The sequence below is a fragment of the Vibrio sp. CyArs1 genome (assembly GCF_022432925.1).
GTDB classification, from domain to species: Bacteria; Pseudomonadota; Gammaproteobacteria; order Enterobacterales; family Vibrionaceae; genus Vibrio; species Vibrio mediterranei.
Window position 1 is genome coordinate 197,132 of the sequence record NZ_JAKRBO010000008.1, and the last position, 23,519, is coordinate 220,650.

The window sequence follows — 23,519 nt, forward strand, 5'->3', positions numbered from 1 at the left end:
GATGAGTGATAGCGTTGTCGTTTATGCTCCGGCCTCTATTGGTAACGTGAGTGTTGGTTTTGATGTATTGGGTGCTGCAGTATCTCCTATAGATGGCACTCTACTTGGCGATTGCGTTGAGGTTAAGCTAGGTGATAAACCTTTTGACCTAGCAACGAAAGGCAGCTTTGTTGATAAGCTGCCCGCTAACCCGCAAGAGAATATTGTTTATGATTGTTGGAAAGTGTACGCCCGTGAATTAGATAAGAAAGGGCTAGCCCTTAAACCTGTATTTATGACACTTGAGAAGAACATGCCGATCGGTTCTGGCTTAGGATCGAGCGCTTGTTCTATCGTCGCGGCGCTAGACGCTTTGAACCAATTTCATGGAAATCCATTAAATGAGACCGAGTTACTGGCTCTTATGGGAGAGATGGAAGGGCAAATTTCTGGTGGCATCCATTACGACAATGTGGCACCTTGCTATTTAGGCGGTGTGCAACTGATGCTGGAAGAGCTTGGTATTATTAGCCAAGAAGTCCCCTGTTTTGATGATTGGTATTGGGTGATGGCGTATCCAGGCATTAAAGTGTCGACGGCAGAAGCGCGTGAAATTTTACCTTCTCAATATCGTCGTCAAGACATCATTGCTCATGGTCGTCATCTGGCAGGGTTTATCCATGCATGTCATTCTAATCAGCCTGAATTGGCAGCAAAGATGATCAAAGATGTCATTGCCGAACCATACCGTGCTAAGTTGCTACCTGGCTTTAGTCAAGCGCGTGAATACGCAGCAACAGCGGGGGCTTTGGCAACCGGAATTTCAGGTAGTGGCCCAACGCTGTTCAGCATCTGTAAAGAAAAAGATGTGGCAGAGCGAGTGGCTCGCTGGCTAGAAGAAAATTATGTACAAAATAACGAAGGATTCGTGCACGTTTGTCGCTTAGACAAGCAAGGTTCGAAAGTAACAGGAAGTGAGCTATGAAGCTTTACAACATCAAAGAAAATGACGAGCAAGTCTCGTTTGGCCAAGCTGTCCGTCAAGGCTTAGGTCGCAACCAAGGTCTATTTTTCCCATCTGAACTGCCTAAGTTCTATGACGTAGATGCTTTATTGGCTGAAGATTTTGTGTCACGCAGTGCAAAGATACTTTCTGCGCTAATTGGCGATGAGTTGCCTGCAGAGAAGGTTAGCGAATTAGTAGACAATGCGTTCCAATTTCCGGCTCCAATCAACCAAGTGAAAGATGGTGTATACGCACTAGAGCTTTTCCATGGCCCAACGTTGGCATTTAAAGACTTTGGAGGCCGTTTTATGGCTCAGTCTTTAGCCGCGGTTTCTGATGGTGGCAAAATCACTATTTTGACAGCAACATCAGGTGATACTGGTGCTGCAGTCGCTCACGCTTTCTATGGTATGGAAGACATCAATGTCGTGATTCTTTACCCGAAAGGTAAAATCAGTCCACTTCAGGAAAAGCTGTTCTGTACGCTAGGCAAAAACATTCACACAGTGGCCATCGATGGTGACTTTGATGCTTGCCAAGCGCTCGTGAAACAGGCATTTGATGATGCAGCATTGCGTGAAGAAATTGGATTAAATTCAGCAAACTCAATCAACATCAGTCGTTTGATGGCGCAGATTTGTTACTACTTTGAAGCCGCGTCTCAACTTAGCAAAGAGCAGCGCGAAAACCTCGTAGTATCAGTACCAAGCGGTAACTTCGGTAACTTAACGGCTGGCCTGCTTGCGAAAGCGCTTGGATTGCCTATTAAGCGCTTTATCGCGGCAACCAATGCGAATGATACTGTGCCACGTTACCTAGAAACAGGTGATTGGGCTCCAAAACCGACGGTGGCAACAACGTCAAATGCGATGGATGTTAGTCAGCCAAACAACTGGCCGCGTATCGAAGAACTCTGCCGCCTTAAAGGTTGGGGTTTGGACACGCTAGGCAAAGGGGCAGTCTCTGATGAGCAAAGTGCTGAATCGGTTCGTGATCTTAATGCTCTGGGCTACTTATGTGAACCTCATGGTGCAATTGCTTACCGAGTACTTGAAGAGCAGTTGCAACCGGGTGAAACGGGCTTGTTTTTGTGTACCGCGCATCCTGCTAAGTTTAAAGAAGTGGTCGATGATATCTTAGGTTCTGACATTGAGTTACCTGGGCCATTGGCTAAACACGCAGCAATGGAGCTGTTATCTGAAGACTTAGCCAATGACTTTGAGGCACTAAAAGCGGTGTTACGCCGAGTCCAATAGGCCTAGATGACACTAATCGCAACGCCTTGAAATTTAAGTGTGGCTAAGTAAGCACATTTAGGTTTCGGGCGTTTTTTTGTATCTGTTGTTTGCGGATTACCTAAAACAATCAACACTGCCACTATTAAAGGAGCTCAGGATGACCCCTGTTCAAATGCGTGATTATTTCGACAAACTTGGCATTAAGAATGAGCTCAAGCCGACGGTGGCCGATATGATATCGCTTCATCGTGCTCAGCATCGGACGTTGCCATTTGAAAACTTTGACGTCTTCGCTGGGCAAGGAATTAAACTTGATATTGATACGATCTTCGAAAAACTGATACGTCATCAGCGTGGCGGCTATTGTTTTGAAGTCAACGGGTTACTGCTTCGAGTTATGGAGAGCTTAGGTTTTACCGTTAGGCCACTATTAGCACGAGTACATCTTAGCGGCGAGCCTTCGGGACGGAGCCATCAAGTGACATTGGCTACGATTGATGACCAGCAGTGGATTGTTGATGCAGGGTTCGGTGCGAATACGCCAAGAGCACCTCTGGAGCTGACATTGCATCGCGAGCAGTGTATTGACCACCAGTGTTTTCGATTTATCGAAGATGAACGCTGTGGTTATTTACTTCAAGTGAAACAGCAAGATTGGGTGAGTCTATACAGCTTGGATATGACCTATGTATGTCGTGGCGATATTGTGTATGGCAATCATTTTACCTCGACCAGTTCAGAGACTCACTTTACCAATAGTTTGATTGCAGCAAAGCCAATTGAAGGCGGCATCATTACACTACTCGATAGCACGTTAAAAATTAGAATGGATAACGAAGAGACGCAAGAAGTAGAACTGACTAAAGCGGACTTGGCGGAGAACGTTGAACGCCACTTTGGTATTCATCTAGAGGCATCACAGCTTGCTAGCATCATCGCAAAGCTTGGATGGTAATCGCTGACAATGTCACACCGTATGATACTTGAGTAATCGTATGACTTAGGTATGGTTGGCAAAAAACATAATGTGAAGGGTATAGGATGTTGGAGAAAGCTCGTTGGGGTATTGCAGGTTTAGGGAAAATAGCACGTCGGTTTGCCATCGACTTAACTCAACATTCGCAATGTGGCGAATTGGTTGCGGTGGCAGCACGTGATGAAGCTAGGGCCTCAAAGTTTGCCGAAGAGTTTGAGTGCAGCCGCTCGTATGGTTCCTACCAAGCATTAGCGGATGATGCCAACGTAGATGTGGTCTATATTGCGACATTGCATCCCTATCACCGAGATTTGGTGGAGCTTTTTTTAAGCGCTGGTAAGCATGTATTGGTAGAAAAACCCGCATTTACCAATGTAAAAGATTGGGATGAAATGGCTGCGCTAGCGATACGACATGGTGTCATCTTGGCGGAAGCCATGAAGTCTGTTGTGTTTCCTGCCTACCAAGAGTTAAAACAGTTTATTGTCAGCAACAATATCAAGCTAACCTCAGTACAGGCAGCATTTGGTAATTGGCATGAGTATGATGAAAACTACCAGATCTTCAATGCTCAGCAAGCTGGTGGTGCGACACTGGATGTGGGAGTGTATGCGCTGTGGTTGTACGCGGATTTATGTACATTGTGTGGCGTAACTATTGGTAAGCCCGATGTGGTCTTTTCTCAAGATAACCCTCAAGCAAAGGTGGATGAAACCGCAGAGTTTCATTTTAAATCTGGTCTTCAAGGTCAGTTAGCGGCCTCAATAACACGCAATTTAGTGCGTAGTGCTGTCATTCAGGGTGAGGACTTTGAAGCGACCATTGCTGAAAAGTGGTGGAACCCTAAATCAATTCAAGTGGTGTATCGAGGTGAGAGCGTATTGATAGCAGCGCAAACTATCGGGACTGGCTTTGAATATGAAATTGATCATCTAAGTGGGCTGATTTTGCAAGGTGCTAAGGCCTCATCAATCCTAAAGCATGAAACCAGCCGAGCCGTCATTGAGGTGATGGAGCAAAGTCTGATTGCTGGTGGTTTGGGTTATCTTAGCAAATAATCAGATAACAAATAAAAAGCGCCTTCAATGTGAAGGCGCTTTTTTAGCTCTAAGAGCGGATAACGGGATAATTAGTTAAGCAGTTTCTGCTTTGCCTTGTGGCTTCTCTTCATCTGCAAGGTCTGTTTCACCTTTACCTTTCGACTTCTTAATCACGTAGCCAGTGATAGATAGTGAGGCAACAATACCTAGAATTGTTGACAGCTGCATTGGCAGACCGAAGCCTAGGGTTGCGTTATTCAAGATGAAGGTAATAACAACCGTCGTCATAAAGATGGCTGGAACAGTCGTTACCCAGTGCATCTTGTTGTGACGTAGTAGGTAAGCCGAGGCTGTCCATAACATCATTACTGCAGTTGTTTGGTTAGCGAAACCGAAGTAGCGCCAGATAACACCAAAGTCTACTTGAGTTAAGATGCCACCGATAACGAATAGTGGTAGAGCCATCAGTAGGCGGTTACGTAGTGTTTTCTGCTCCATGTTGAAGTATTCAGCAAGGATTAGACGGCTAGAGCGGAATGCAGTATCACCTGAAGTGATTGGCAGAATAACCACACCTAGGAAAGCAAGCACACCACCAAATACACCCAATAGGCCAAATGAAGCGCTGTACACTACGTTACCTGGACCACCATTTTTTACTGCTTCAGCTAGCGAGTCGATAGAGCCGAAGAAAGACAGAGCAAGAGCACACCAGATAAGGGCGATAACACCTTCACCGATCATTGCACCGTAGAAGACGAAGCGACCATTCTTTTCGTTTTCCATACAGCGCGCCATCAGTGGAGACTGTGTTGCGTGGAAGCCAGAGATAGCGCCGCAAGCAATAGTGATGAATAGAGCTGGCCATAACGGTAAATCATTCGGGTTCATGTTGGTGAACATATCGCTGACTTCAAAGCCACCCATAACTTGGTGCTCGCTTGATAGTGCCACTGCTGTGATAAGACCAACAGACATGAAGATGAGCAGTGCACCAAATAGTGGGTAGAAGCGACCAATAATTTTGTCGACAGGTACGATTGTCGCGATGATGTAATAAGCGAAGATAACCACAACCATGGTTGTCATGCTCATTGACATGCCCATTTGGTCATTCACTAGGTTAGTGATCATGCCTGCAGGTGCAGAAACGAATACCACACCAACAAGTAGCAACAAGACGATGGCAAAAATGTTCATAAAGTGTTTGGCGCCATTGCCTAAGTAACGACCGGTAATAGTAGGAACAGAAGCACCACCGTTACGTACTGAAAGCATACCTGAGAAGTAATCGTGCACTGCACCAGCAAAGATACAACCAATGACAATCCAAAGCATAGCGGCAGGACCGTATAGCGCACCCATGATTGGGCCGAAGATTGGACCAACACCAGCGATATTTAACAATTGAACCAAGTACACTTTCTTGGTCGACATTGGCACGTAGTCAACACCATCAGCTTTAGTGTGAGCTGGTGTTTGACGTTTTGTATTAATACCAAAGACCTTCTCAATGAAAGCCCCGTAGATAAAGTAGCCGCCGATCAAGGCTGCAACACAAGTTAAAAACCACAACATAACTGTTATCCCTAGTTTGTGATGACATTAAATTCTGGTAACCATTATAAAAATGATGAATTGGCTACACATCGGCTTATTCGGTTAGTGGTGGAATAGATGATTAAGTGGTCAATAACCAACTTAAGTGGTTTTATCGAAGAGTAAGTGGTCGTTTTTCCGAGTTAAGTGGCGGTAGAAAAGCGTGAAGCTCATCACTTAGTCAAGGATTGAGTGGTAAAAAACACTTAAAACTGGCATTGTGACGGCAGAGAGAGTTGGATGAAAAGGAATCTCATGAAAGCGTTTTTAGTGGCAGCATCCGCTTTGTTAATATTTGGATGCGCCAAAGGAGTGGATGACCTCGCTAAAGAGGGAAGTTGGGAACAGATTGGCTATCAAGATGGTGTGCGTGGGCAATTGTCTCGCAGTTACTCTGACCTTAATAAACTCGGCGCTGCCGTTCATTCAGAGTACGACTCGGGCTATCAAAGAGGCATTCTAGAGTTTTGTGATGCTGATTTTGCTTATCAAATCGGGTTATCTGGGCAGTATTACACTGGGGCGTGTGAAGGCTTACCCGATGGACAGCGTTTTAGAATGGAATGGCAACGCGGTTGGAATGACTATTCTCATTAAAAAATGATTCAGGAAGCTAGGGCATGACACCCTAGCTTTTTTATTCACTTTCTTGGCTCTTGCTTATTACCGCTTTTCTTAGGAAACCGTCTTGTTGATGTAACTGCTGATGTGCTTGCTGCTTATCTAATCCAGTTAGAATCATGAGAATCGACAGCTTCACGTCATATTGAGTTTCTTTTAACGTGACTTCTGCCTGTTGTTTGTTGCAATCCGTAGCCTGCATCACAATGCGCGTTGCTCTGGCGACTAACTTTGCATTGGTCGCTTTTACATCCACCATCAGGTTCTCATAGCTTTTACCTAAACGGATCATACTTGCTGTCGTGAGCATGTTGAGAACTAACTTCTGTGCGGTCCCCGATTTCAGTCTAGTGGAACCTGTCAGAGCTTCCGGACCAACCACAGGACTAATAGCTATTTGAGCGATGTTAGCAATATCAGAAGCGGGATTGCATGACAGTGCGACTGTCGTGGCACCCAATTGATTGGCGTATTCTAATGCGCCAATGACGTAAGGCGTGCGCCCACTAGCGGCGATGCCAACAACCACATCTTTTGAAGTCAGCTTATGGTCAATAAGGTCTTGTTCACCAAGAGCTGGGTCATCTTCTGCACCTTCTTTGGCTCGGAACATCGCGTCATTACCGCCAGCGATGATACCGACGACCATATCAGGGTCGGTGCCAAAGGTTGGTGGGCATTCTGATGCATCAAGTACGCCTAATCGGCCGCTGGTGCCAGCACCCAAATACAATAATCGACCACCTTGTTTAAAGGCCTTAGTGATGGCGTCTACCGCCAGCGCAATGTCTGGAATGACCTTTTCTACCGCAAGAGGCACTAGGGCATCTTGTTGATTCATGCGCGCTAGAATCTGTTGCGATGAGAGTAAATCTATATCCATGGTCTCAGGGTTTCTTCCCTCGGAGACAAGTTGAGAAAGCGCATTGAGAAGTGCGTCGTTAGTCATAGTGGTTCCTAGTCAGCTGAATAGAGTACGCCTAAAGGGACGGCTTTACTGGCGCCAGTTACTGAGGGCAAATTGCTCGGTATCTTGTTGAGATAGCAATGTGCAAGCCAAGCGAAGGCCATGGATTCCATATAATCTCCACTAATGGCTTCGCTATCGGTTGGTGCCACATTCCAGCCTTTAAGCAGTTCACTCAGGCGTTTCATTATTATTGGGTTATTTGCGCCACCGCCACACACTAAAAGCTTCGGCGCAGTACCGATGGGATAGTTCTCAATGGCATTAGTGATAGTCAGGGCGGTAAATTCGGTCAGTGTTCTGAGCACATCATGCTTGTTCATCGGCGTTGAGATGGCAGCAAGGCATTGTTTCAACCACTGTTCATGATAATGCTCGCGTCCGGTACTTTTTGGTGCAGGACGTTTTAGGTAGTCATCTTTGAGCATTTCATCTAACAAATGGGTAATCACATTGCCTTGTGCAGCAAGCTGTGCATCTTTGTCAAAAGGTTGGCAAAAAGCGTGAGAGCACCAATGATCCAAAAGCACATTTCCAGGTCCTGTATCAAAGCCAATCACCTCGCCGTTGGGCTGCAATATGGAAACATTGGAAATACCACCAATGTTTAAAATCACCTGTGTTGAGTCACTATCGGCAAATAAGTAACGATGGAATGCGGGTACTAAGGGTGCACCCTGTCCACCGAGTGCCATATCTTTACGTCGAAAGTCTCCGATCGTATCAATACCTGTTAGTGTTGCTAGGAGGTTATTGTCTCCCAACTGAGTGGTAAAGCGTATTGCACCACCTGGTTGGTGAAAGACGGTTTGGCCGTGATTACCGATGGCTGCGATATCGTGCTCCGTATAGGTGGTTTTACTAAGCAAAGAACTGACGGCCTCAGCATAAAGTAGCCCTAGCTGGTGGTCGAGCTCACCGATATGTTTAAGGTTGGTTTCTTGACCATGACAGATAGCAAGCACTTGAGTTTTCAGTGATTCAGGGTAGCTAAGGAAATCGCTGGCGAGTAAGTTAATTTCACGGTCTTTTATCGATACCAGTGCAGTATCGACACCATCCAAACTGGTACCCGACATTATGCCTATGTAAAGCGCTTCCTTAGTCATCATAAACTTACTCCGTTTTTACCTAGCAATATTGTAAATCAAAAATAATCAGAATAATCTCTGGAGACGCCCATTTGATAATAAATTTGCAGAGGAGCAATTATGGGACCGCTATGGCTTGATGTGGAAGGTTATGAACTGAGTGCTGAAGATAAAGAGATTCTTGAGCATCCTACCGTTGGGGGCTTGATTTTGTTTGCGCGTAACTATCATGATTCCGAGCAGCTTATTGAACTGAACCGCCAAATCCGTCAAGCGGCGAAAAAGCCCATTGTTATCGGTGTGGACCAAGAGGGGGGGCGTGTTCAACGTTTTCGAGATGGTTTTACATTATTGCCGCCAGCCGCTCGATACGCGCAATTACGTGATGAAGCGCTCGCGAACCAAGCTGGTTGGCTTATGGCAGCAGAATTGATTGCCCACGATATTGATTTGAGCTTCGCGCCTGTTCTCGATCAAGGACATCAATCTAAAGCCATCGGCAATCGTGCTTTTGGTGATAACTTTCAAACCATCGTCCAGTACAGCACAGCGTTTATGGCCGGCATGAAAGCTGCGGGTATGGCGACTACTGGCAAGCACTTCCCTGGTCACGGAGGAGTAACGGCAGATTCTCATTTCGAAACGCCAATGGACAGTCGAGACACTATCTTTGAAGATGATATGCGAATCTTCAAGGCTCATATCAAAGCGGGTGTGTTGGATGCAATGATGCCAGCTCACGTAGTGTTCCCACATTATGATGACAAGCCTGCCAGTGGTTCGAGCTATTGGTTAAAAGAGGTACTTCGTAATCAGCTAGGCTTTCGAGGCATGGTGTTCTCTGATGATCTTTCTATGGAAGGCGCGGCGATCATGGGAGGGCCCGCAGAGCGTGCTCAACAAGCGCTGGACGCAGGCTGTGATACGTTGCTCATGTGTAATAATCGTCAATACTCTATCGAGGTACTAGATAACTTACCAATTACTAAGGTGAAGCAGGCTAGTCGGATGTTGAGGAAAAAAGAGTTTAATTTAGAAGACCTTAAGAAGAGTGCTCAATGGAAAGCGGCGAATCACAAAATTCTGTCGTCGTTGGAAGGTTAAGAGTCGCTATTGCTATCCCCTTGTCGGTGCAGGGGGATAGGAATTGAGAAATGCCTAGCCTCAGCTGATCGAGATAGGTGGTAATACTTCCGTTAATGAAAGCCTAACGTCTCTTTTAATGATTTCAGGTAGCGGCGACTTACAGGTATTGGGTGATCACTTTGAGTAATGATCTCGGCTAACCCATTGTCTAACAACTTAATTTCTTTAATAGCCTTGACGTTCACTAAAAACTGGCGGTGGCAACGGATCAACGGCGTTTTATCTTCGAGTACTTTAAGCGTTAGCTGCGATGTGGCTTTTTGTTCGGCAGTTTGAACATGTACACCGGAAAGGTCGCTGTAGGCAAACTCAACATCGGTAGTTGGAATAATGACGATACGGTTGTGGCCGACACAAGGGATTTGGTCGAGTGTTTGTGGTGCGAGAGTATCGATCGCTTCCAGCGTTTGTTGCTCACGTTTTTTTAGTCGCTTAACGGTTTTTTCAAGACGACACGGATCAACAGGTTTTAGTAAGTAATCGAACGCATTATCTTCAAACGCTTGGATGGCATATTGATCGTAAGCGGTGACAAAGACGACTTTCGGCATGGTATCAGGGTCGAGCATGCCAAGTAGTTCAATACCGGTGACTTGTGGCATTTGAATATCAAGAAAGACCACATCTGGTTTGAGTTGGTTAATTTTCTTAAGACCTTCAATGGCATTACTTGCCTCACCAATGATGTCAATTTGCTCGGTTTCCTCCAAGAGCTCTATTAGCTCTTCACGAGCAAATAACTCATCATCAATTACTAAAGCTGTTAACTGTGTCATGACGCAATAGCCGTCCTTTTATCTTTGCGTGTAGAAGGCGAGGGGATGATAAAGCTCATTCGCGTAAAGTGGTCTTTTTCCACTTCAATTTTTAGCGCTCCGTCACGACCAAATTGATTTGTTAGGCGTTTACCGACAATTTGCATACCTAGCCCTTCATGTCCCTCCTTGGGCGCAATAAAGGTTCCGGCATTATCCTCGACGACTATCTCGCTCCCTGACAGAGTGGTGTGACTATAGATTCGAATGATCCCACCTTCAATTAAATTGGAAATACCATGCTTAATCGCGTTTTCAACCAGAGGTTGTAAAGTGAAGCTCGGTACTTCTTGTTCTAACAGTTCTGGAGCAATATCAATATCTACTTCTAAACGGTCGGTAAAACGCGCCTTTTCGATAGTGAGGTAAGCGTTAACGTGGGCTAATTCCTCTTTCAAGGTGACCGTTTCGATATTCTGTTTCAGGTTGCTACGGAAAAACTGAGAAAGATGCTGTATTAGGCTGCGTGCTTTATCAGGGTCGCGTCTAGTGATAGCACTAATGGTATTCAATGCATTAAACAGAAAATGTGGGTTAACTTGTGCGTGAAGTAGCTTGATTTCTGCCTGTTTGAGTAAGGTCTGTTTATTTATGTAGTCACCATGAAGGATCTGGCTAGAGAGCAGCTGAGCAATACCTTCAGCCATGGACATATTAATGGTTGAGAACAGCTTACGCTTGGGTTCGTATAGCTTGATAGTGCCAATTACTTCGTCACCCGTGCGCAGTGGAATTATAAGCGCAGATCCCAATTTACAGTCTTCAGATATTGAGCACTGGTAAGGATTCTCTTTGCCATCGAGGTAAATGATCTCGTTGTTGTTCATCGAATCGAGCGTACTTTGAGAGGAGATAGGTCGGTTAAGGTGATGATGGTCAGCGCCTATACCGACAAAAGCCAGTATCTTGTCATGATCGGTAATGGCGACGGCACCGACATTGGTTTCTTCGTAGATAATTCGTGCAATCTTGCTGGCGTTATTGGAGTTAAAACCATGGACTAAAATGCCCACGGAGCGTTCTGCAATGTTTAATGCGCGACGAGAGAAGGTCGCTGAGTATTCCTCGAAAATGGTCTTACGGTCTTGAAGAATGCTCATGAATAGCGCTGCACCGACAGAGTTGGCGATGATCATCGGAGCGGCGATATCAGAAACCAACGCATAAGCTTGATCAAAAGGTTTAGCTACAATGAGGATGATTAGCATCTGAACCAGTTCCGCCACAAAAGTAATGTAGAAGACAACCAGGGGGTTAAATAGCTCTTCTTTTTTATCCTTTCTGAGAAAATACAGATGCATTAAACCACCGATGACCCCTTCTGCCGTGGTGGAAATCGCGCAGGCTAAATCGGTAAATCCTCCTAAGGTGTAGCGGTGTAGACCACCGGTTAATCCAACGGCAAACCCTACGATGGGGCCGCCGAATAGCCCACCCATCACCGCACCAATGGCTCGAGTATTGGCGATAGCATCGTTGATTTGTAATCCGAAGTAGGTACCCAAAATACAAAACGATGAAAACAGTACATAAATGCTGAGTTTATGACTTAAACGATTGGAGACACTAAACAGTGGAATAAAAAGCGGTGTCTTGCTCAGCATATAAGCGAGCATTAGATACACGCACATCTGCTGCAAAAGGGAGATGATTAAGTCCATAGATTACAACCAACAACGAAGTTGTATTTTATTGTATACGCAACTGACCAATCGTGGCAGTTTGTTATCATCGAACTGTTATCAAGAACTGAAGCGCCAGTAATTCTCAATGTAAAATTAAATTTACATTTAATGTTTTTCAAAGTTTACGCTTGCATGTGTTTTTTATCTAGGTATATTACCAGTTAAAGCTTAGCCGGACGGTTTTAATTATAAAGTTCGGTGTAAAATAATATTTACAGGTGAGGCCATGAAGAAGAGTGAACTAAGTAATATTAATATCAGTGACGAACAGGTACTGATTACACCAGAACAACTAAAAGAAAAATTACCGCTGAGTGAAAAAGCTAGAAAGTTCATTCAAGATTCCCGTGAGACTATCGCTAACATTATTCATAAGAAAGATCATCGTCTACTTGTCGTATGTGGGCCTTGCTCTATTCATGATGTAGAAGCGGCGAAAGAGTACGCAAAGCGTTTGAAAGCGTTGTCGGAGCAGCTTAACGACCAGCTATACATTGTTATGCGTGTTTACTTTGAAAAGCCGCGTACAACGGTAGGCTGGAAAGGCTTGATTAATGACCCTCAACTGGATGGTACCTTCGATATCGAGCACGGACTGCACGTAGGGCGCGAACTCTTGGTAGAGCTTGCGGAAATGGATATTCCATTGGCGACAGAAGCGCTTGACCCGATTAGTCCACAATATTTGGCGGATACTTTCTCATGGGCGGCAATTGGTGCACGTACAACAGAGTCACAAACTCACCGCGAAATGGCCAGTGGTCTTTCGATGCCAATCGGCTTCAAAAATGGTACTGATGGTAGTTTGGCTACAGCAATTAATGCGATGCAAGCTGCTTCATCAAGTCACCGTTTTATGGGAATCAACCGTGAAGGTCAAGTCGCCCTATTAACGACTCAAGGTAACGAAAACGGCCATGTTATCTTACGTGGTGGTAAGCAGACCAATTATGACTCAGTGTCGGTCACCGAATGTGAGCAAGAGTTAGCGAAATCGAATCTTGATGCGTCATTGATGGTGGATTGTAGTCATGCTAACTCTCGTAAAGATTACCGTCGTCAACCACTAGTAGCTGAAGATGTCATTCACCAAATCCGAGAAGGCAACAAATCTATTATTGGTCTAATGATTGAGAGTCATATCAATGAAGGAAACCAAAGTTCAGACATTCCTCTAGATCAAATGAAATATGGGGTGTCGATCACCGACGCATGTATCAATTGGGATACAACTGAGGCACTATTACGTCATGCTCATAAAGAGCTTGTCCCATTCTTGGAAAATCGTATTAAGGAATAATTACGTCCATGGCTGCTGAATTGAACGCACTGCGCGACCAAATTGATGAAGTCGATAAGCAAATGCTCGAGCTTCTTGCGAAGCGTCTATCCCTAGTAGAACAAGTTGGTGAAGTGAAAAGCCGTCATGGTTTACCTATCTATGCTCCGGATAGAGAAGCTGCCATGCTAGCGTCTCGTCGTGAAGAGGCGGCGAAGAAGGGCATACCACCACAGCTAATTGAAGACATTCTGCGCCGTACGATGCGCGAGTCTTACGCGAGCGAAAAAGACTCTGGATTCAAATGTCTAAATCCAGAGTTACGTTCAGTGGTTATCGTTGGTGGTAACGGTCAACTCGGTGGCCTATTTGGTAGAATGTTCAAACTGTCTGGCTACGAAGTCAAAGTACTAGGCAGCCAAGATTGGGATCGTGCAGATGAGATTCTCGATAACGCTGGTTTGGTTGTTGTCACTGTGCCGATTCACCTCACTGAGGGTGTGATTGAAAAGCTAAATGCGTTACCGAAAGATTGTATCCTTTGTGATTTAACGTCGATCAAATCTAAACCTTTGAAGTCAATGCTTGATATTCACAAAGGTCCCGTTGTTGGTCTTCACCCGATGTTTGGTCCTGATGTACCAAGCCTTGCGAAACAGGTGATAGTTTACTGTGATGGCAGAGGTGAGAGCGAATACCAGTGGTTGTTGGAGCAGTTCAAGATTTGGGGCGCAAGTTTGTGTCAGATTTCTGCAGAGCAGCATGATAAAGGCATGACGCTTATCCAAGCGCTTCGTCACTTTACCTCGTTTGCTTACGGTCGCCACTTAAGTCAGCAGAACCCTGATTTAGATACGTTAGTTAAACTCAGTTCACCTATCTACCGACTTGAGTTGGCGATGGTGGGTCGATTATTTGCTCAAGACCCAAGCTTATACGGTGACATTATTATGTCTTCAGAAGAGAACATTGAGATGATCAAGTGCTTCCATAAACAGTTTGGAGAAGCATTAGCACTGCTTGATAGCAAAGATAAAGATAAGTTCATCTCTGAGTTTAATGAAGTTAGCGAGTGGTTTGGTGATTATTCACAGCAGTTTATGTCCGAGAGTCAGAACCTACTGAAGCAGGCTAACGATGCCATACATCGCGGTTAAACGCGGGCGATGAAAGAACCAATTAAAAAACGCAGCGAAGTCGCTGCGTTTTTTTAGTTTGTCTGTTCACTTGTTTCGTTGGTGGTGTCTTCGGTAACGGCAGTTTTAATCGAAGAATCCACATAGGGTGCATTAGTTAGGTTTATTTGTAGCTTAACCACGCTACCGACAAGATCAATCAGCGGTGCCCATTGCACTTTCTTTTCTTTCTCGAACACGTAATCGAAGTTCTCAGGGCTCCAATCGATGAAGTATTGAGGGTTAAGTGTGCGCCCTAAAAAGCGTACTTCATAGTGAAGGTGTGGTCCGGTTGAATTACCGCTATTTCCACACGTAGCGATGACGTCTCCTTTGCTGACGAACTGCCCACTCTTAGCTTTAAACTTATGTAAGTGAGCGTAAGAGCTCATAAAACCAAATGAATGGCGCACCGTCATATAGTTACCATAACCTTGACGGCTTGGTCTTACCGTTTCAATAACGCCATCGGCTGGCGCTAAGATTTGTTCACCTGTTTTACAGGTTAGGTCGATACCAGTATGTAACTGGCGCTTACCAGAGATAGGGTTAGTACGTCGTCCATAAGACGAGGAAACGCGCTGATAAGTAACCGGGCTGTCATTGGGAATTAAGCGCAGCATTGTGGCACGAACCGCGGAGTCAATGGCGGCCGCATCAATACGCTCCGCTAATGGCATTTCCGCATCGTAGAGCTCTTCATCGGTGAGACCAAGAACTGTTTCCACGTCATTAACTCGTTTGCTCAGGAGTTGGAGCTCATCACGTTTCTCTTCAAGTTCTTGAGAAAGATCGTGAGTGACATTGACTTGTTCTTCCAGTTTAGCTTCAAGTAGCGCTTTTTCTTGCTGTAGATCCGTCAGAGACACTTCAGTAGATGACAGCTGTGTTTGAGATTGGTTATAGGAATAACCGACTAAGCCCAAGGCAACAGGAAAGGCTGCAGCGAAGAGGATGGCAGTGTAAGTACGCTTTCGTCCTAAACGCAGAGTTCGTTTCTTTCCTTGTTCATTCGGTATTACTACCTTGATTCTATTCGGCATAGTGATTATCGCTACACCACATTTGTCTATGAAATGTGGTGATTTTTCAGTTAATTTCGTTATTTTGTGGGTGAAAATCACAAAAAAGAGGGCGCTATTATTAGCGCCCTCTTGAAAAAAAACAAGTTTATCTCAAATTCAAACGGTTATTTTGAGATGCGTTTGTATTTAATACGGTGTGGTTCAGCAGCTTCTGGACCCAAAGTCTTCTTCAGCCATTCCATGTACTCAGTGTAGTTACCTTCATAGAAGTTAACTTGACCTTCATCGCGATAGTCGATGATGTGAGTAGCGATACGGTCTAGGAACCAACGGTCGTGCGAGATAACCATGGCACAGCCTGGGAACTCTAGTAGTGCTTCTTCAAGTGCACGTAGAGTTTCAACGTCTAGGTCGTTGGTAGGCTCATCGAGTAGTAACATGTTGCCACCCGCTTTAAGAAGCTTAGCTAGGTGAACACGGTTGCGCTCACCACCGGAGAGTTCACCGATGATCTTCTGTTGGTCGCTACCTTTGAAATTAAAGCGTGAGCAGTACGCACGCGCAGGAATTTCAAAGTTGTTGATCTTAATGATGTCAGCGCCTTCTGAGATCTCTTGGAAAACCGTATTGCTATCGTTCATTGAATCACGGAACTGTTCTACAGAAGCCAGTTTCACGGTATCACCAAGTTCAATCGTGCCGGCATCTGGTTGCTCTGTGCCACTTAGCATTTTGAATAATGTCGATTTACCCGCACCGTTAGCACCGATGATACCTACGATAGCACCTTTTGGAATGCTGAAAGAAAGATCATCAATCAGTACACGGCCATCGAATGACTTAGTCAGGTTGTTCACTTCTAGAACTTTATCACCTAAACGCTCACCTGGTGGAATGAATAGCTCGTTCGTTTCGTTACGTTTTTGATGATCGCCACTTTGTAGCTCTTCAAAACGTGCCATACGTGCTTTTGACTTCGCTTGACGGCCTTTAGGGTTTTGACGAACCCATTCCAGCTCTTTCTCAATGGTTTTCTGACGAGCTTTCTCTTGAGACGCTTCTTGTTGTAGACGTGCATCTTTTTGCTCTAGCCATGAAGTGTAGTTACCTTCCCATGGAATACCTTCACCACGGTCAAGCTCAAGAATCCAACCTGCTGCGTTATCTAAGAAGTAACGGTCGTGGGTAATCGCAACAACAGTGCCATTGTAGTCCACTAGGAAGCGTTCAAGCCAAGCAACAGATTCGGCATCTAGGTGGTTGGTTGGTTCGTCAAGAAGCAGCATGTCTGGCTTCTCAAGCAATAGACGACAGATAGCGACACGGCGACGCTCACCACCGGATAGGTGTTGAATCTTCGCATCCCACTCAGGTAGACGAAGAGCGTCAGCGGCACGCTCTAGGGCGTTCTCTAGGTTATGGCCATCTTTCGCTTGGATAAGAGCTTCTAATTCACCTTGTTCTTTAGCCAATGCGTCGAAGTCTGCATCTGGTTCAGCGTAAGCCGCATACACTTCGTCGAGACGCTTGATTGCACCAGCAACATCGGATACTGCTTCTTCAACGATTTCACGAACCGTTTTTGATTCATCAAGAACAGGTTCTTGCGGCAAGTAACCTACGTTTAGACCAGGTTGCGGACGCGCTTCACCATCGATATCAGTATCAATACCCGCCATGATACGTAGAAGGGTAGATTTACCAGCACCATTTAGGCCTAGAACACCGATTTTTGCACCAGGGAAGAAGCTAAGAGAGATATCTTTAAGGATTTGTCGCTTTGGTGGCACTACTTTGCTCACGCGCGACATGGTATAGACGTATTCAGCCATTGCCGATCGTTCCTACTTTTGAAGTCAATAAAGTTGTTATTTTACACTACGCAGTCAGAACGTTTCAATTTTCGTTGTGCGATCTTAAGCCTCAATATCATTCAAAATGCGCGGTTTCGCCAAGAGTCAGGGAATTCTCAACAATGGAAACAAATTCTTAATGACAAACCCATTGGCAAGAAGGAGTAATTGGTCTTAAATTGAAGATTGACCATGTATTCAAATGAAGCTGACAAGGCTCAATAAAAAACGACAACAATAAGCTCACTGGTCATTCTTCACAGCATCTAAGGAAATCGGTACATGCTTTTATACGGACGGTATAAGCAACGACTGTTAGCAGTTACTTCGGTCATAGTAGCCTCACTGGCATGGCCTGCATTTGCGGCAGAAACAAAACTAGAACAACAACGCTCAGATTATGATAGGGCGCAAAAGCTCATTGATATAAAAGATATCAGTGGTTATCAAAAACTTCGGCCTAAAATTGAAGATTACGCTTTGACTCCTTATGTCGATTATCGAGTGTTTTCTTTGCAGCTTGCAGATAAGTCGATTGAGGACGTCAATACGTTTATTGAGCAGCATAAGGGTTTCCCTTTCTCCTATCGTATTAGAGCGCCGTATTTGGATCAATTGGCCCGTCAAAACAAATGGCAAGACATTCTAACCTTTCAAACCTCTTACCCAAATGGTGAACGATATCAATGTCACTACCACTATGCTCAGCTTAAAACTGGGAATAAACAGGAGGCGTACAAAGGCGCTCAAAACTTATGGTTGAGTGGAAATAGTGTTGATAGTGCTTGTGATAAGTTATTCAAGGAATGGGATAAGTCAGGAGCGCTGACCGACCAACTGATTGTCGAGCGAATGATCCTTGCTTTTGAAAAGCGTAATGGGTCATTAATTAACTATCTAAATAAGAAGCTGGCAACATCGACAGGTAAACAGCATGGGAAACAAATTAAAGACCTGTTCAAATCACCTAATAAGGTGGTGTCTTTTGCTGACAGTAAATTCCCACAACCGTATAAAAACCAGCTAACTGAACTGTCACTCCGAAAGTTAGCTCGTAGTGACAGAGATAAAGCAAGAACCGCACTAACTCAACTGAGTAAAAATGCCTCGCTAGACGATGAGTTGCAACAGTCGATGCAAGATTATGTGGCGATGCGTTACATCACGACGGATTCCGAAACCGAAGCTAACTGGCGTGATAAAGTGCTTAGCCAATCAAGCAATGATGGTTACTTGGAACGTAGAGCGCGTCTTGCGGTGCAACAAGCCGATTGGAAAGACTTGAACCGTTGGATTAGTAAAATGTCGCCAGAGAAACAAGAAACCAGTCGTTGGCAATATTGGTTGGCGCGTTCTGAGTTGGTAACAGGTAACAAAGAGCAAGGACAACAACGCCTAGAAGGGATTGTAGGTCAGCGTAACTTTTACAGCGCCGCTGCCGCGACATACCTAGAGCACTCTATTGTTTATCCTATTTCCACGACAGTGTTAGACCCAAAAGTCGTAGCGCCGTATCAAGCTAGCTTAGATCGAATCGAAGAGTTGATTGAGCGAGACAAAATAGCCGCAGCTAAATCAGAGTGGCGTTTCTTGTTGTCTAACGTAACTGCGAATGAGAAGCAGATGTTAGCGGCTTATGCTGGTAAGAAACGTTGGCATCACTTCACCGTCGTTGCGACAATTTCTGCCAAAATGTGGGACAACATGTCATTGCGCTTCCCAACGGCTCATCGCTGGTGGTTTGATTTCTACAGTGACAAGCTCGACCTTGATAGCGTGTTACTCATGTCGCTAGCACGTCAAGAAAGCGCGATGGATGTGGAAGCGCGCTCTCCTGTTGGTGCTCGCGGCGTGATGCAGATTATGCCAGCTACGGCAAAGTATACTGCGAAAAAGCACAAGATACGCTACGGCAGTACTAGTGACTTGTATCAGGTGGGTAAGAACATTGAGATAGGCTCGCACTACCTTAATGAGCTGCTTGATAACTACGATGATAACCGTATCTATGCATTAGCTGCCTACAATGCAGGGCCTAACCGCGTAAAACGTTGGCGTGAAGCTTCTGATGGCAAGTTAGATGCCATCGCCTTTATTGAAGCGATACCTTTTAGAGAGACTCGTGGTTACGTTCAGAACATTCTAATGTTTCAAGTCTACTATCGAGATTTACTTGGTGTTCAGGGAAGTTTCCTCACTGAAGCGGAAGCGAAAAAACGTTACTAGTGGAGATGGGCTACCAATTCATGTGGGCTTGGAGTTAGAATGGGTAACTGGATGTTTCTGATGGAATATTAAATGGAACCACACTATCAAGACTGGCAACAGGTACTCGACCTTATTCAGCGTTCGCAAAGCAGTGAGCAGCAAGCAATGCTGATGACGATGTTGCTAACACCAGATGAACGTGAAGCAGTGACGGCGCGGGTGAACATTCTCTGTGAGTTGTTAAAGGGAGACATGTCACAACGCCAAATTAGTCAGATGCTAGGCGTAGGTGTGGCGACCATTACTCGTGGCTCTGCGGAAGTAAAGCGCTTGGCCGACAAAGATAAGAACGCGCTCAGCGACTTATTGCTTAAGTAAGCGAAACCTACGGGTTTCGCTTACCTTGTTAGAGCAAACGTCTTTAGAAGTGTTCAGGATTGGTAAATGGGATCAGCGCCAGTATTAACGCTTGGTGATACACAGAACTGCGTGTGAGCTGATGCTGGGTTAGCAAACCAATTGCCCCGCCTTTTTGTTTGATATTATCGGTACCAAAGGTCTTATCCATCACATCGCCTAGTTCAACGCTTGGCGACAGCTGGTCTACGACAGCGGGTGGAAGCATTAGACTCGCGCTTCTTGATTCGCCCGTCAGTGTCTCTGTTTCAATAATCATCCATGCAAACGTGGAATGCCCATCTAAACCAGCTTCAATCCCAACATAGAAATCACCGTCTTTGACGGTTTTCTTGGCATTGTGAACTCGTGTTTTAGCACCAAGATGAGTTTCATCATTGCTCATAGGTTGCTCGGCCACGCCACTTGCCACGTTTACCCCTTGAAAAGTGAACGTTTGGCTAGGAAAAGCGGATTCAAAGGCGCTTTTTACGGCATTGATTTTGGCTGGGTTAAGCGACGCGATAACCACTTTGTTCATTATTACTTATCCTGTCTATACGTTTGAGCTTAATTCTAACGTAAATCTACCTTAGATTTGTCATTTAATAACGATGTGTTTTTTATCATTAGTGTGAGTGCTAAATGCCTCCATTAGGAATAATTAGAATTTATATGGTACGACATTCTGTATTTGATGGTAATGTTGTACGCATAAGAGATAATAGAAATGAGATTAAAAAAAGTAGTGGTTGCCTTAGGGCTTATTTCTCTTGTTGGTTGCCAAGCGACGCAGCGACAAAACGCGACAACAGGAGAGTATGAGACAAACTCAGCAACCAAAGGAGCTGTGATTGGCGCAATTGCTGGCACAGCTGTTGGTATTGCTTCAGGTGGTGATAGCCGTGGGATTCTTATTGGTGCGGCGAGTGGCGCAGCGTTGGGTGGTGGTGTTGGATATTATTTCGACCAACAAGAAAAAGCGCTGAGACAAGAGTTGTTAAATTCAGGTGTGCAAGTTGAGCGTGTTGGTGACAATCAACTTTTATTACGTTTAGAGAACGGTATTGGTTTTGACAGTAATTCTCACGCTCTTAACAGTAGTATTCACAACACACTGAGAGGTGTAGCGCGTATTTTGGTTGAGTACCCTGATACCAGTTTAGTTATCGAAGGCTATACCGATAGTACGGGTAGTGCTCAATACAACCAAGAGCTATCAGAAAAGCGCGCTGAGCAAGTACGTTCGTTCTTGATTAGTCAGAATGTAGCGGCAGGTCGTGCGGTCGCCCGTGGTAATGGTGAGCGATTCCCAATTTGCAGCAACTCTACACCAGAGGGGCGTCAATGTAATCGTCGAGTGGAGATTAAGATTCTGCCGCTAAAGTAGCTTTGAAGACAGGCCACAGCTCGTAAAATAGAAATAGCCCCAGCTCATGATGACTGGGGCTATTTGCTTTTATTCACCTAAATCGGGCATCACTGGTTTTACGTTATCGATAGGGTAGCAACCCAGTACTTTAAGGTATTTAGTGATTTTTATAAGCTCATGAATGGCTTGTTGCATTGATTCTGAGTCTTTATGGGCTTCCACATCCACATAAAACATCTCTTCCCAAGGATTACCCATAATAGGGCGTGACTCGAGCTTGGTCATATTGATTCCATAGCGCTGGAGTACTAAGAGGGTTTCAACCAACGAACCTGCTTGTTGAGACGTCGCCATGATAAAGGTAGTTTTTGCTGGAATTTGCGCTGACACTTCAACAGGCTTTCTTGCAACGACGATGAATCGAGTATGGTTTTCTGTCTGATTAGCAATGTTGCTTTGAATCGATTGCAAGCCATACAGTTTGCCACTGGCTGCGTGGCCGATTGCAGCAACATCGTCTCTATTAAGCTGCTGAACTTTCTGCATTGCATCCGCTGTACTTGCACAAGACTCTAGTTGAACGCCAGATAGTCTGCCCAAGAACTCACTGCATTGCTGATGAGGTTGTGGGTGAGAGTACAGCGTTTTGATGTTTTCCAGACGAATTTCTTTGGTCGCAACCAAGCAGTGCTCAATAGGTTGGGTGATTTCACCAACGATATGTAAAGTCGTATGTTGCAGTAAGTCGAATACTTCATTAATTGAGCCAGAGCTGGTGTTTTCAATAGGCAATACACCGAAATCAGCATGACCTGACTCAACCGTTTTTGTGACTTCTTTAAACTGGTCACAATTGAGTTCAATTAGCTCCGTGTTCTTACGAGAGAAATAATCTCGGCTTGCTAGGTGTGAATAAGAACCCTTAGCACCTAGAAAGGCCACTCTAGCAACAGGTTTTCTGCTTTGTTGCGGGTTGGCTAGGTTTTGCAGGTAAACCTGTTGCAGCAGAACAGAATCTTCAATGATGGTGTGGAAGATCTTTGTGATGTAAGACGCATCCAGCTTGTACTTGTCTTTACCGTTATTAATGAGCTTAACCAAAAGCTGTTGCTCACGAGCGGCATCACGAACCGGTTTTGAGGTTTCTACTTTGCTTTTTGCTACTTCAATGCTGAGTTTGCGACGTTCAGAAAGAAGCTGCAACAAGTTGTCGTCTAGCTCGTTCAGACGTAAGCGAATTTCTTCAAGTGAGTAGTTTGTGTCTGTCATCAAATAATCCTTATAAAAAAACCTCCCATTGGGAGGCTTTCCGTTCGTTTTTGACTTTTCTTTCGAAAACGAAGAAGCCTCCAAGCCTAGTGGAGAAAAAAGAAGTCAAAAAAGAACAGATTAATCGGGTACATAGAAAATGTAGTCTTAAGTTTTTTTGGGCTAAGCCACACAATAAGCAAGGGAGTGGGGAGCGTCAAGCAAAAAAATAGCGCCTTACGGCGCTATTCTACAATCGTTTTATTTACGAGCCTTTATTCGGTTTCTTCTACTAACTCAGGCTTATCCGTGCGTCTCGCTTCTGGCTTATGTCTGAGTTTGTTTAGCTGACGTTCTAACTTCTGTTCTACCTCGTTAACGGCAGCGTATAAATCTTCATGAGTAGCGGAAGCGACAAGTTTGCCTTTGGGTACCGTAATGGACGCTTCGAATTTCATTTGTTTGTTCGGCTCTTCGCTGAAAGCAGTCTGGCAACTAATGATATCCACTTGCCATTTTTCTAACTTCTTAAACTTGCTTTCGATATGCTCACGGATTGCAGAGGTGATCTCAATGTTTTTACCAGTGATGTTTACTCTCATATGTTTTTTCCTCTGTTGCATCCCTCATGGGTTAACTCCAGATTACTTATCCATGGAGAAAAGAATGTGATCTAGATCACTAAAATGATAGGGTTTTTCGCATCAAAATTTAAATGTGATCTAACGCAAAACTTTTTACTGTTAACACATGAAAAGACTTTCTTTTCCGTCAAAAGTCATTAATTTGGAAAGAGTAGC

Annotated in this window: 21 protein-coding genes and 1 other annotated feature; of the genes, 11 read left to right on the plus strand and 10 right to left on the minus strand. The window is 44.8% G+C overall.

Annotated features, from left to right (window positions below; genetic code table 11):
- Nucleotide 1: 1 nt before the first annotated feature.
- The 4 genes from thrB (at nucleotide 2) to MMA19_RS21260 (ending at nucleotide 4,257) form a co-directional block, all read left to right on the plus strand.
- Nucleotides 2-964: a homoserine kinase gene (gene thrB, locus MMA19_RS21245; RefSeq protein ID WP_062459838.1), complete on the plus strand. Its 963-nt coding sequence runs from the start codon at nucleotides 2-4 to the stop codon at nucleotides 962-964.
- Entirely contained in the window at nucleotides 961-2,241 is a 1,281-nt protein-coding gene (gene thrC / locus MMA19_RS21250) for a threonine synthase (protein ID WP_240207155.1), read from the plus strand. The genes thrB and thrC overlap by 4 nt, the downstream gene beginning before the upstream one ends.
- A 139-nt stretch (nucleotides 2,242-2,380) precedes the next feature.
- The gene (locus tag MMA19_RS21255) at nucleotides 2,381-3,178 is read left to right on the plus strand and encodes an arylamine N-acetyltransferase (protein WP_240207156.1); all 798 of its coding nucleotides are present in this window, start codon (nucleotides 2,381-2,383) and stop codon (nucleotides 3,176-3,178) included.
- 86 nt (nucleotides 3,179-3,264) lie between these two features.
- Nucleotides 3,265-4,257: a Gfo/Idh/MocA family oxidoreductase gene (locus MMA19_RS21260; protein WP_240207157.1), complete on the plus strand. Its 993-nt coding sequence runs from the start codon at nucleotides 3,265-3,267 to the stop codon at nucleotides 4,255-4,257.
- A gap of 75 nt (nucleotides 4,258-4,332) precedes the next feature.
- Here MMA19_RS21260 and MMA19_RS21265 read toward each other — a convergent pair whose 3' ends face one another.
- The gene (locus MMA19_RS21265; RefSeq protein ID WP_006072910.1) at nucleotides 4,333-5,817 is read right to left on the minus strand and encodes a carbon starvation protein A; all 1,485 of its coding nucleotides are present in this window, start codon (nucleotides 5,815-5,817) and stop codon (nucleotides 4,333-4,335) included.
- Nucleotides 5,818-6,093: 276 nt separating this feature from the next.
- Here MMA19_RS21265 and MMA19_RS21270 point away from each other — a divergent pair, with 276 nt between their 5' ends.
- The gene (locus MMA19_RS21270) at nucleotides 6,094-6,435 is read left to right on the plus strand and encodes a DUF2799 domain-containing protein (protein ID WP_031493145.1); all 342 of its coding nucleotides are present in this window, start codon (nucleotides 6,094-6,096) and stop codon (nucleotides 6,433-6,435) included.
- Between the two features lie 40 nt (nucleotides 6,436-6,475).
- Here MMA19_RS21270 and murQ read toward each other — a convergent pair whose 3' ends face one another.
- Nucleotides 6,476-7,408: an N-acetylmuramic acid 6-phosphate etherase gene (murQ, locus tag MMA19_RS21275; protein WP_006072912.1), complete on the minus strand. Its 933-nt coding sequence runs from the start codon at nucleotides 7,406-7,408 to the stop codon at nucleotides 6,476-6,478.
- A gap of 8 nt (nucleotides 7,409-7,416) precedes the next feature.
- Entirely contained in the window at nucleotides 7,417-8,535 is a 1,119-nt protein-coding gene (locus tag MMA19_RS21280) for an anhydro-N-acetylmuramic acid kinase (RefSeq protein ID WP_240207174.1), read from the minus strand.
- A gap of 102 nt (nucleotides 8,536-8,637) precedes the next feature.
- Here MMA19_RS21280 and nagZ point away from each other — a divergent pair, with 102 nt between their 5' ends.
- Nucleotides 8,638-9,621, plus strand: coding sequence for a beta-N-acetylhexosaminidase (gene nagZ, locus MMA19_RS21285; protein WP_240207158.1), 984 nt, complete (start codon nucleotides 8,638-8,640; stop codon nucleotides 9,619-9,621).
- A gap of 92 nt (nucleotides 9,622-9,713) precedes the next feature.
- On the opposite strand, the gene btsR is transcribed toward nagZ, so the two are convergent.
- Together btsR and MMA19_RS21295 are read right to left on the minus strand one after the other, a co-directional pair.
- On the minus strand, nucleotides 9,714-10,439 hold the full coding sequence (btsR, locus tag MMA19_RS21290; protein ID WP_006072915.1) for a two-component system response regulator BtsR: 726 nt from the start codon (nucleotides 10,437-10,439) through the stop codon (nucleotides 9,714-9,716).
- Nucleotides 10,436-12,139 (minus strand): sensor histidine kinase, encoded by a 1,704-nt coding sequence (locus tag MMA19_RS21295; protein WP_240207159.1) that lies wholly within the window; start codon nucleotides 12,137-12,139, stop codon nucleotides 10,436-10,438. The genes btsR and MMA19_RS21295 overlap by 4 nt, the downstream gene beginning before the upstream one ends.
- A 250-nt stretch (nucleotides 12,140-12,389) precedes the next feature.
- Between MMA19_RS21295 and MMA19_RS21300 the strand changes: the two genes are divergently transcribed.
- Entirely contained in the window at nucleotides 12,390-13,463 is a 1,074-nt protein-coding gene (locus tag MMA19_RS21300; protein ID WP_006072917.1) for a 3-deoxy-7-phosphoheptulonate synthase, read from the plus strand.
- Between the two features lie 8 nt (nucleotides 13,464-13,471).
- Nucleotides 13,472-14,599, plus strand: a complete 1,128-nt coding sequence (gene tyrA, locus MMA19_RS21305; RefSeq protein ID WP_240207160.1) for a bifunctional chorismate mutase/prephenate dehydrogenase — start codon at nucleotides 13,472-13,474, stop codon at nucleotides 14,597-14,599.
- 53 nt (nucleotides 14,600-14,652) lie between these two features.
- Here the strand turns inward: tyrA and MMA19_RS21310 are convergent, their stop codons facing one another.
- A complete protein-coding gene (locus tag MMA19_RS21310) occupies nucleotides 14,653-15,660 on the minus strand; it encodes a M23 family metallopeptidase (protein ID WP_006072919.1) in 1,008 nt (335 codons plus the stop codon).
- A gap of 146 nt (nucleotides 15,661-15,806) precedes the next feature.
- Entirely contained in the window at nucleotides 15,807-17,474 is a 1,668-nt protein-coding gene (gene ettA, locus MMA19_RS21315) for an energy-dependent translational throttle protein EttA (RefSeq protein ID WP_240207161.1), read from the minus strand.
- Between the two features lie 303 nt (nucleotides 17,475-17,777).
- Here ettA and sltY point away from each other — a divergent pair, with 303 nt between their 5' ends.
- Entirely contained in the window at nucleotides 17,778-19,721 is a 1,944-nt protein-coding gene (gene sltY, locus MMA19_RS21320; protein WP_240207162.1) for a murein transglycosylase, read from the plus strand.
- A 72-nt stretch (nucleotides 19,722-19,793) separates the two neighbouring features.
- Nucleotides 19,794-20,081: a trp operon repressor gene (trpR, locus tag MMA19_RS21325; protein WP_006072922.1), complete on the plus strand. Its 288-nt coding sequence runs from the start codon at nucleotides 19,794-19,796 to the stop codon at nucleotides 20,079-20,081.
- Between the two features lie 43 nt (nucleotides 20,082-20,124).
- On the opposite strand, the gene yjjX is transcribed toward trpR, so the two are convergent.
- Nucleotides 20,125-20,640, minus strand: coding sequence for an inosine/xanthosine triphosphatase (yjjX, locus tag MMA19_RS21330; protein WP_240207163.1), 516 nt, complete (start codon nucleotides 20,638-20,640; stop codon nucleotides 20,125-20,127).
- Nucleotides 20,641-20,829: 189 nt separating this feature from the next.
- On the opposite strand from yjjX, the gene MMA19_RS21335 reads away from it, so the two are divergent.
- Complete coding sequence (locus MMA19_RS21335) at nucleotides 20,830-21,489, plus strand: OmpA family protein (RefSeq protein WP_062459828.1); 660 nt, start codon at nucleotides 20,830-20,832, stop codon at nucleotides 21,487-21,489.
- 69 nt (nucleotides 21,490-21,558) lie between these two features.
- Here the strand turns inward: MMA19_RS21335 and pheA are convergent, their stop codons facing one another.
- Nucleotides 21,559-22,740, minus strand: a complete 1,182-nt coding sequence (pheA, locus tag MMA19_RS21340) for a prephenate dehydratase (protein ID WP_240207164.1) — start codon at nucleotides 22,738-22,740, stop codon at nucleotides 21,559-21,561.
- Between the two features lie 12 nt (nucleotides 22,741-22,752).
- Nucleotides 22,753-22,872, minus strand: a sequence feature (Phe leader region).
- 122 nt (nucleotides 22,873-22,994) lie between these two features.
- A complete protein-coding gene (gene raiA, locus MMA19_RS21345; RefSeq protein ID WP_006072926.1) occupies nucleotides 22,995-23,321 on the minus strand; it encodes a ribosome-associated translation inhibitor RaiA in 327 nt (108 codons plus the stop codon).
- Between the last annotated feature and the right edge of the window lie 198 nt (nucleotides 23,322-23,519).

Bases quoted from the DNA above. Each gene is read 5' to 3' on its own strand.
- tyrA (WP_240207160.1), top strand. From the start codon at position 13,472: ATGGCTGCTGAATTGAACGCACTGCGCGACCAAATTGATGAAGTCGAT.
- nagZ (WP_240207158.1), top strand. From the start codon at position 8,638: ATGGGACCGCTATGGCTTGATGTGGAAGGTTATGAACTGAGTGCTGAA.
- MMA19_RS21280 (WP_240207174.1), bottom strand. From the start codon at position 8,535: ATGACTAAGGAAGCGCTTTACATAGGCATAATGTCGGGTACCAGTTTG.
- pheA (WP_240207164.1), bottom strand. From the start codon at position 22,740: ATGACAGACACAAACTACTCACTTGAAGAAATTCGCTTACGTCTGAAC.
- ettA (WP_240207161.1), bottom strand. From the start codon at position 17,474: ATGGCTGAATACGTCTATACCATGTCGCGCGTGAGCAAAGTAGTGCCA.
- yjjX (WP_240207163.1), bottom strand. From the start codon at position 20,640: ATGAACAAAGTGGTTATCGCGTCGCTTAACCCAGCCAAAATCAATGCC.
- MMA19_RS21270 (WP_031493145.1), top strand. From the start codon at position 6,094: ATGAAAGCGTTTTTAGTGGCAGCATCCGCTTTGTTAATATTTGGATGC.
- MMA19_RS21335 (WP_062459828.1), top strand. From the start codon at position 20,830: ATGAGATTAAAAAAAGTAGTGGTTGCCTTAGGGCTTATTTCTCTTGTT.
- btsR (WP_006072915.1), bottom strand. From the start codon at position 10,439: ATGACACAGTTAACAGCTTTAGTAATTGATGATGAGTTATTTGCTCGT.
- trpR (WP_006072922.1), top strand. From the start codon at position 19,794: ATGGAACCACACTATCAAGACTGGCAACAGGTACTCGACCTTATTCAG.
- MMA19_RS21255 (WP_240207156.1), top strand. From the start codon at position 2,381: ATGACCCCTGTTCAAATGCGTGATTATTTCGACAAACTTGGCATTAAG.
- MMA19_RS21300 (WP_006072917.1), top strand. From the start codon at position 12,390: ATGAAGAAGAGTGAACTAAGTAATATTAATATCAGTGACGAACAGGTA.
- thrC (WP_240207155.1), top strand. From the start codon at position 961: ATGAAGCTTTACAACATCAAAGAAAATGACGAGCAAGTCTCGTTTGGC.
- MMA19_RS21265 (WP_006072910.1), bottom strand. From the start codon at position 5,817: ATGTTGTGGTTTTTAACTTGTGTTGCAGCCTTGATCGGCGGCTACTTT.
- raiA (WP_006072926.1), bottom strand. From the start codon at position 23,321: ATGAGAGTAAACATCACTGGTAAAAACATTGAGATCACCTCTGCAATC.
- murQ (WP_006072912.1), bottom strand. From the start codon at position 7,408: ATGACTAACGACGCACTTCTCAATGCGCTTTCTCAACTTGTCTCCGAG.
- MMA19_RS21310 (WP_006072919.1), bottom strand. From the start codon at position 15,660: ATGCCGAATAGAATCAAGGTAGTAATACCGAATGAACAAGGAAAGAAA.
- thrB (WP_062459838.1), top strand. From the start codon at position 2: ATGAGTGATAGCGTTGTCGTTTATGCTCCGGCCTCTATTGGTAACGTG.
- sltY (WP_240207162.1), top strand. From the start codon at position 17,778: ATGCTTTTATACGGACGGTATAAGCAACGACTGTTAGCAGTTACTTCG.
- MMA19_RS21260 (WP_240207157.1), top strand. From the start codon at position 3,265: ATGTTGGAGAAAGCTCGTTGGGGTATTGCAGGTTTAGGGAAAATAGCA.
- MMA19_RS21295 (WP_240207159.1), bottom strand. From the start codon at position 12,139: ATGGACTTAATCATCTCCCTTTTGCAGCAGATGTGCGTGTATCTAATG.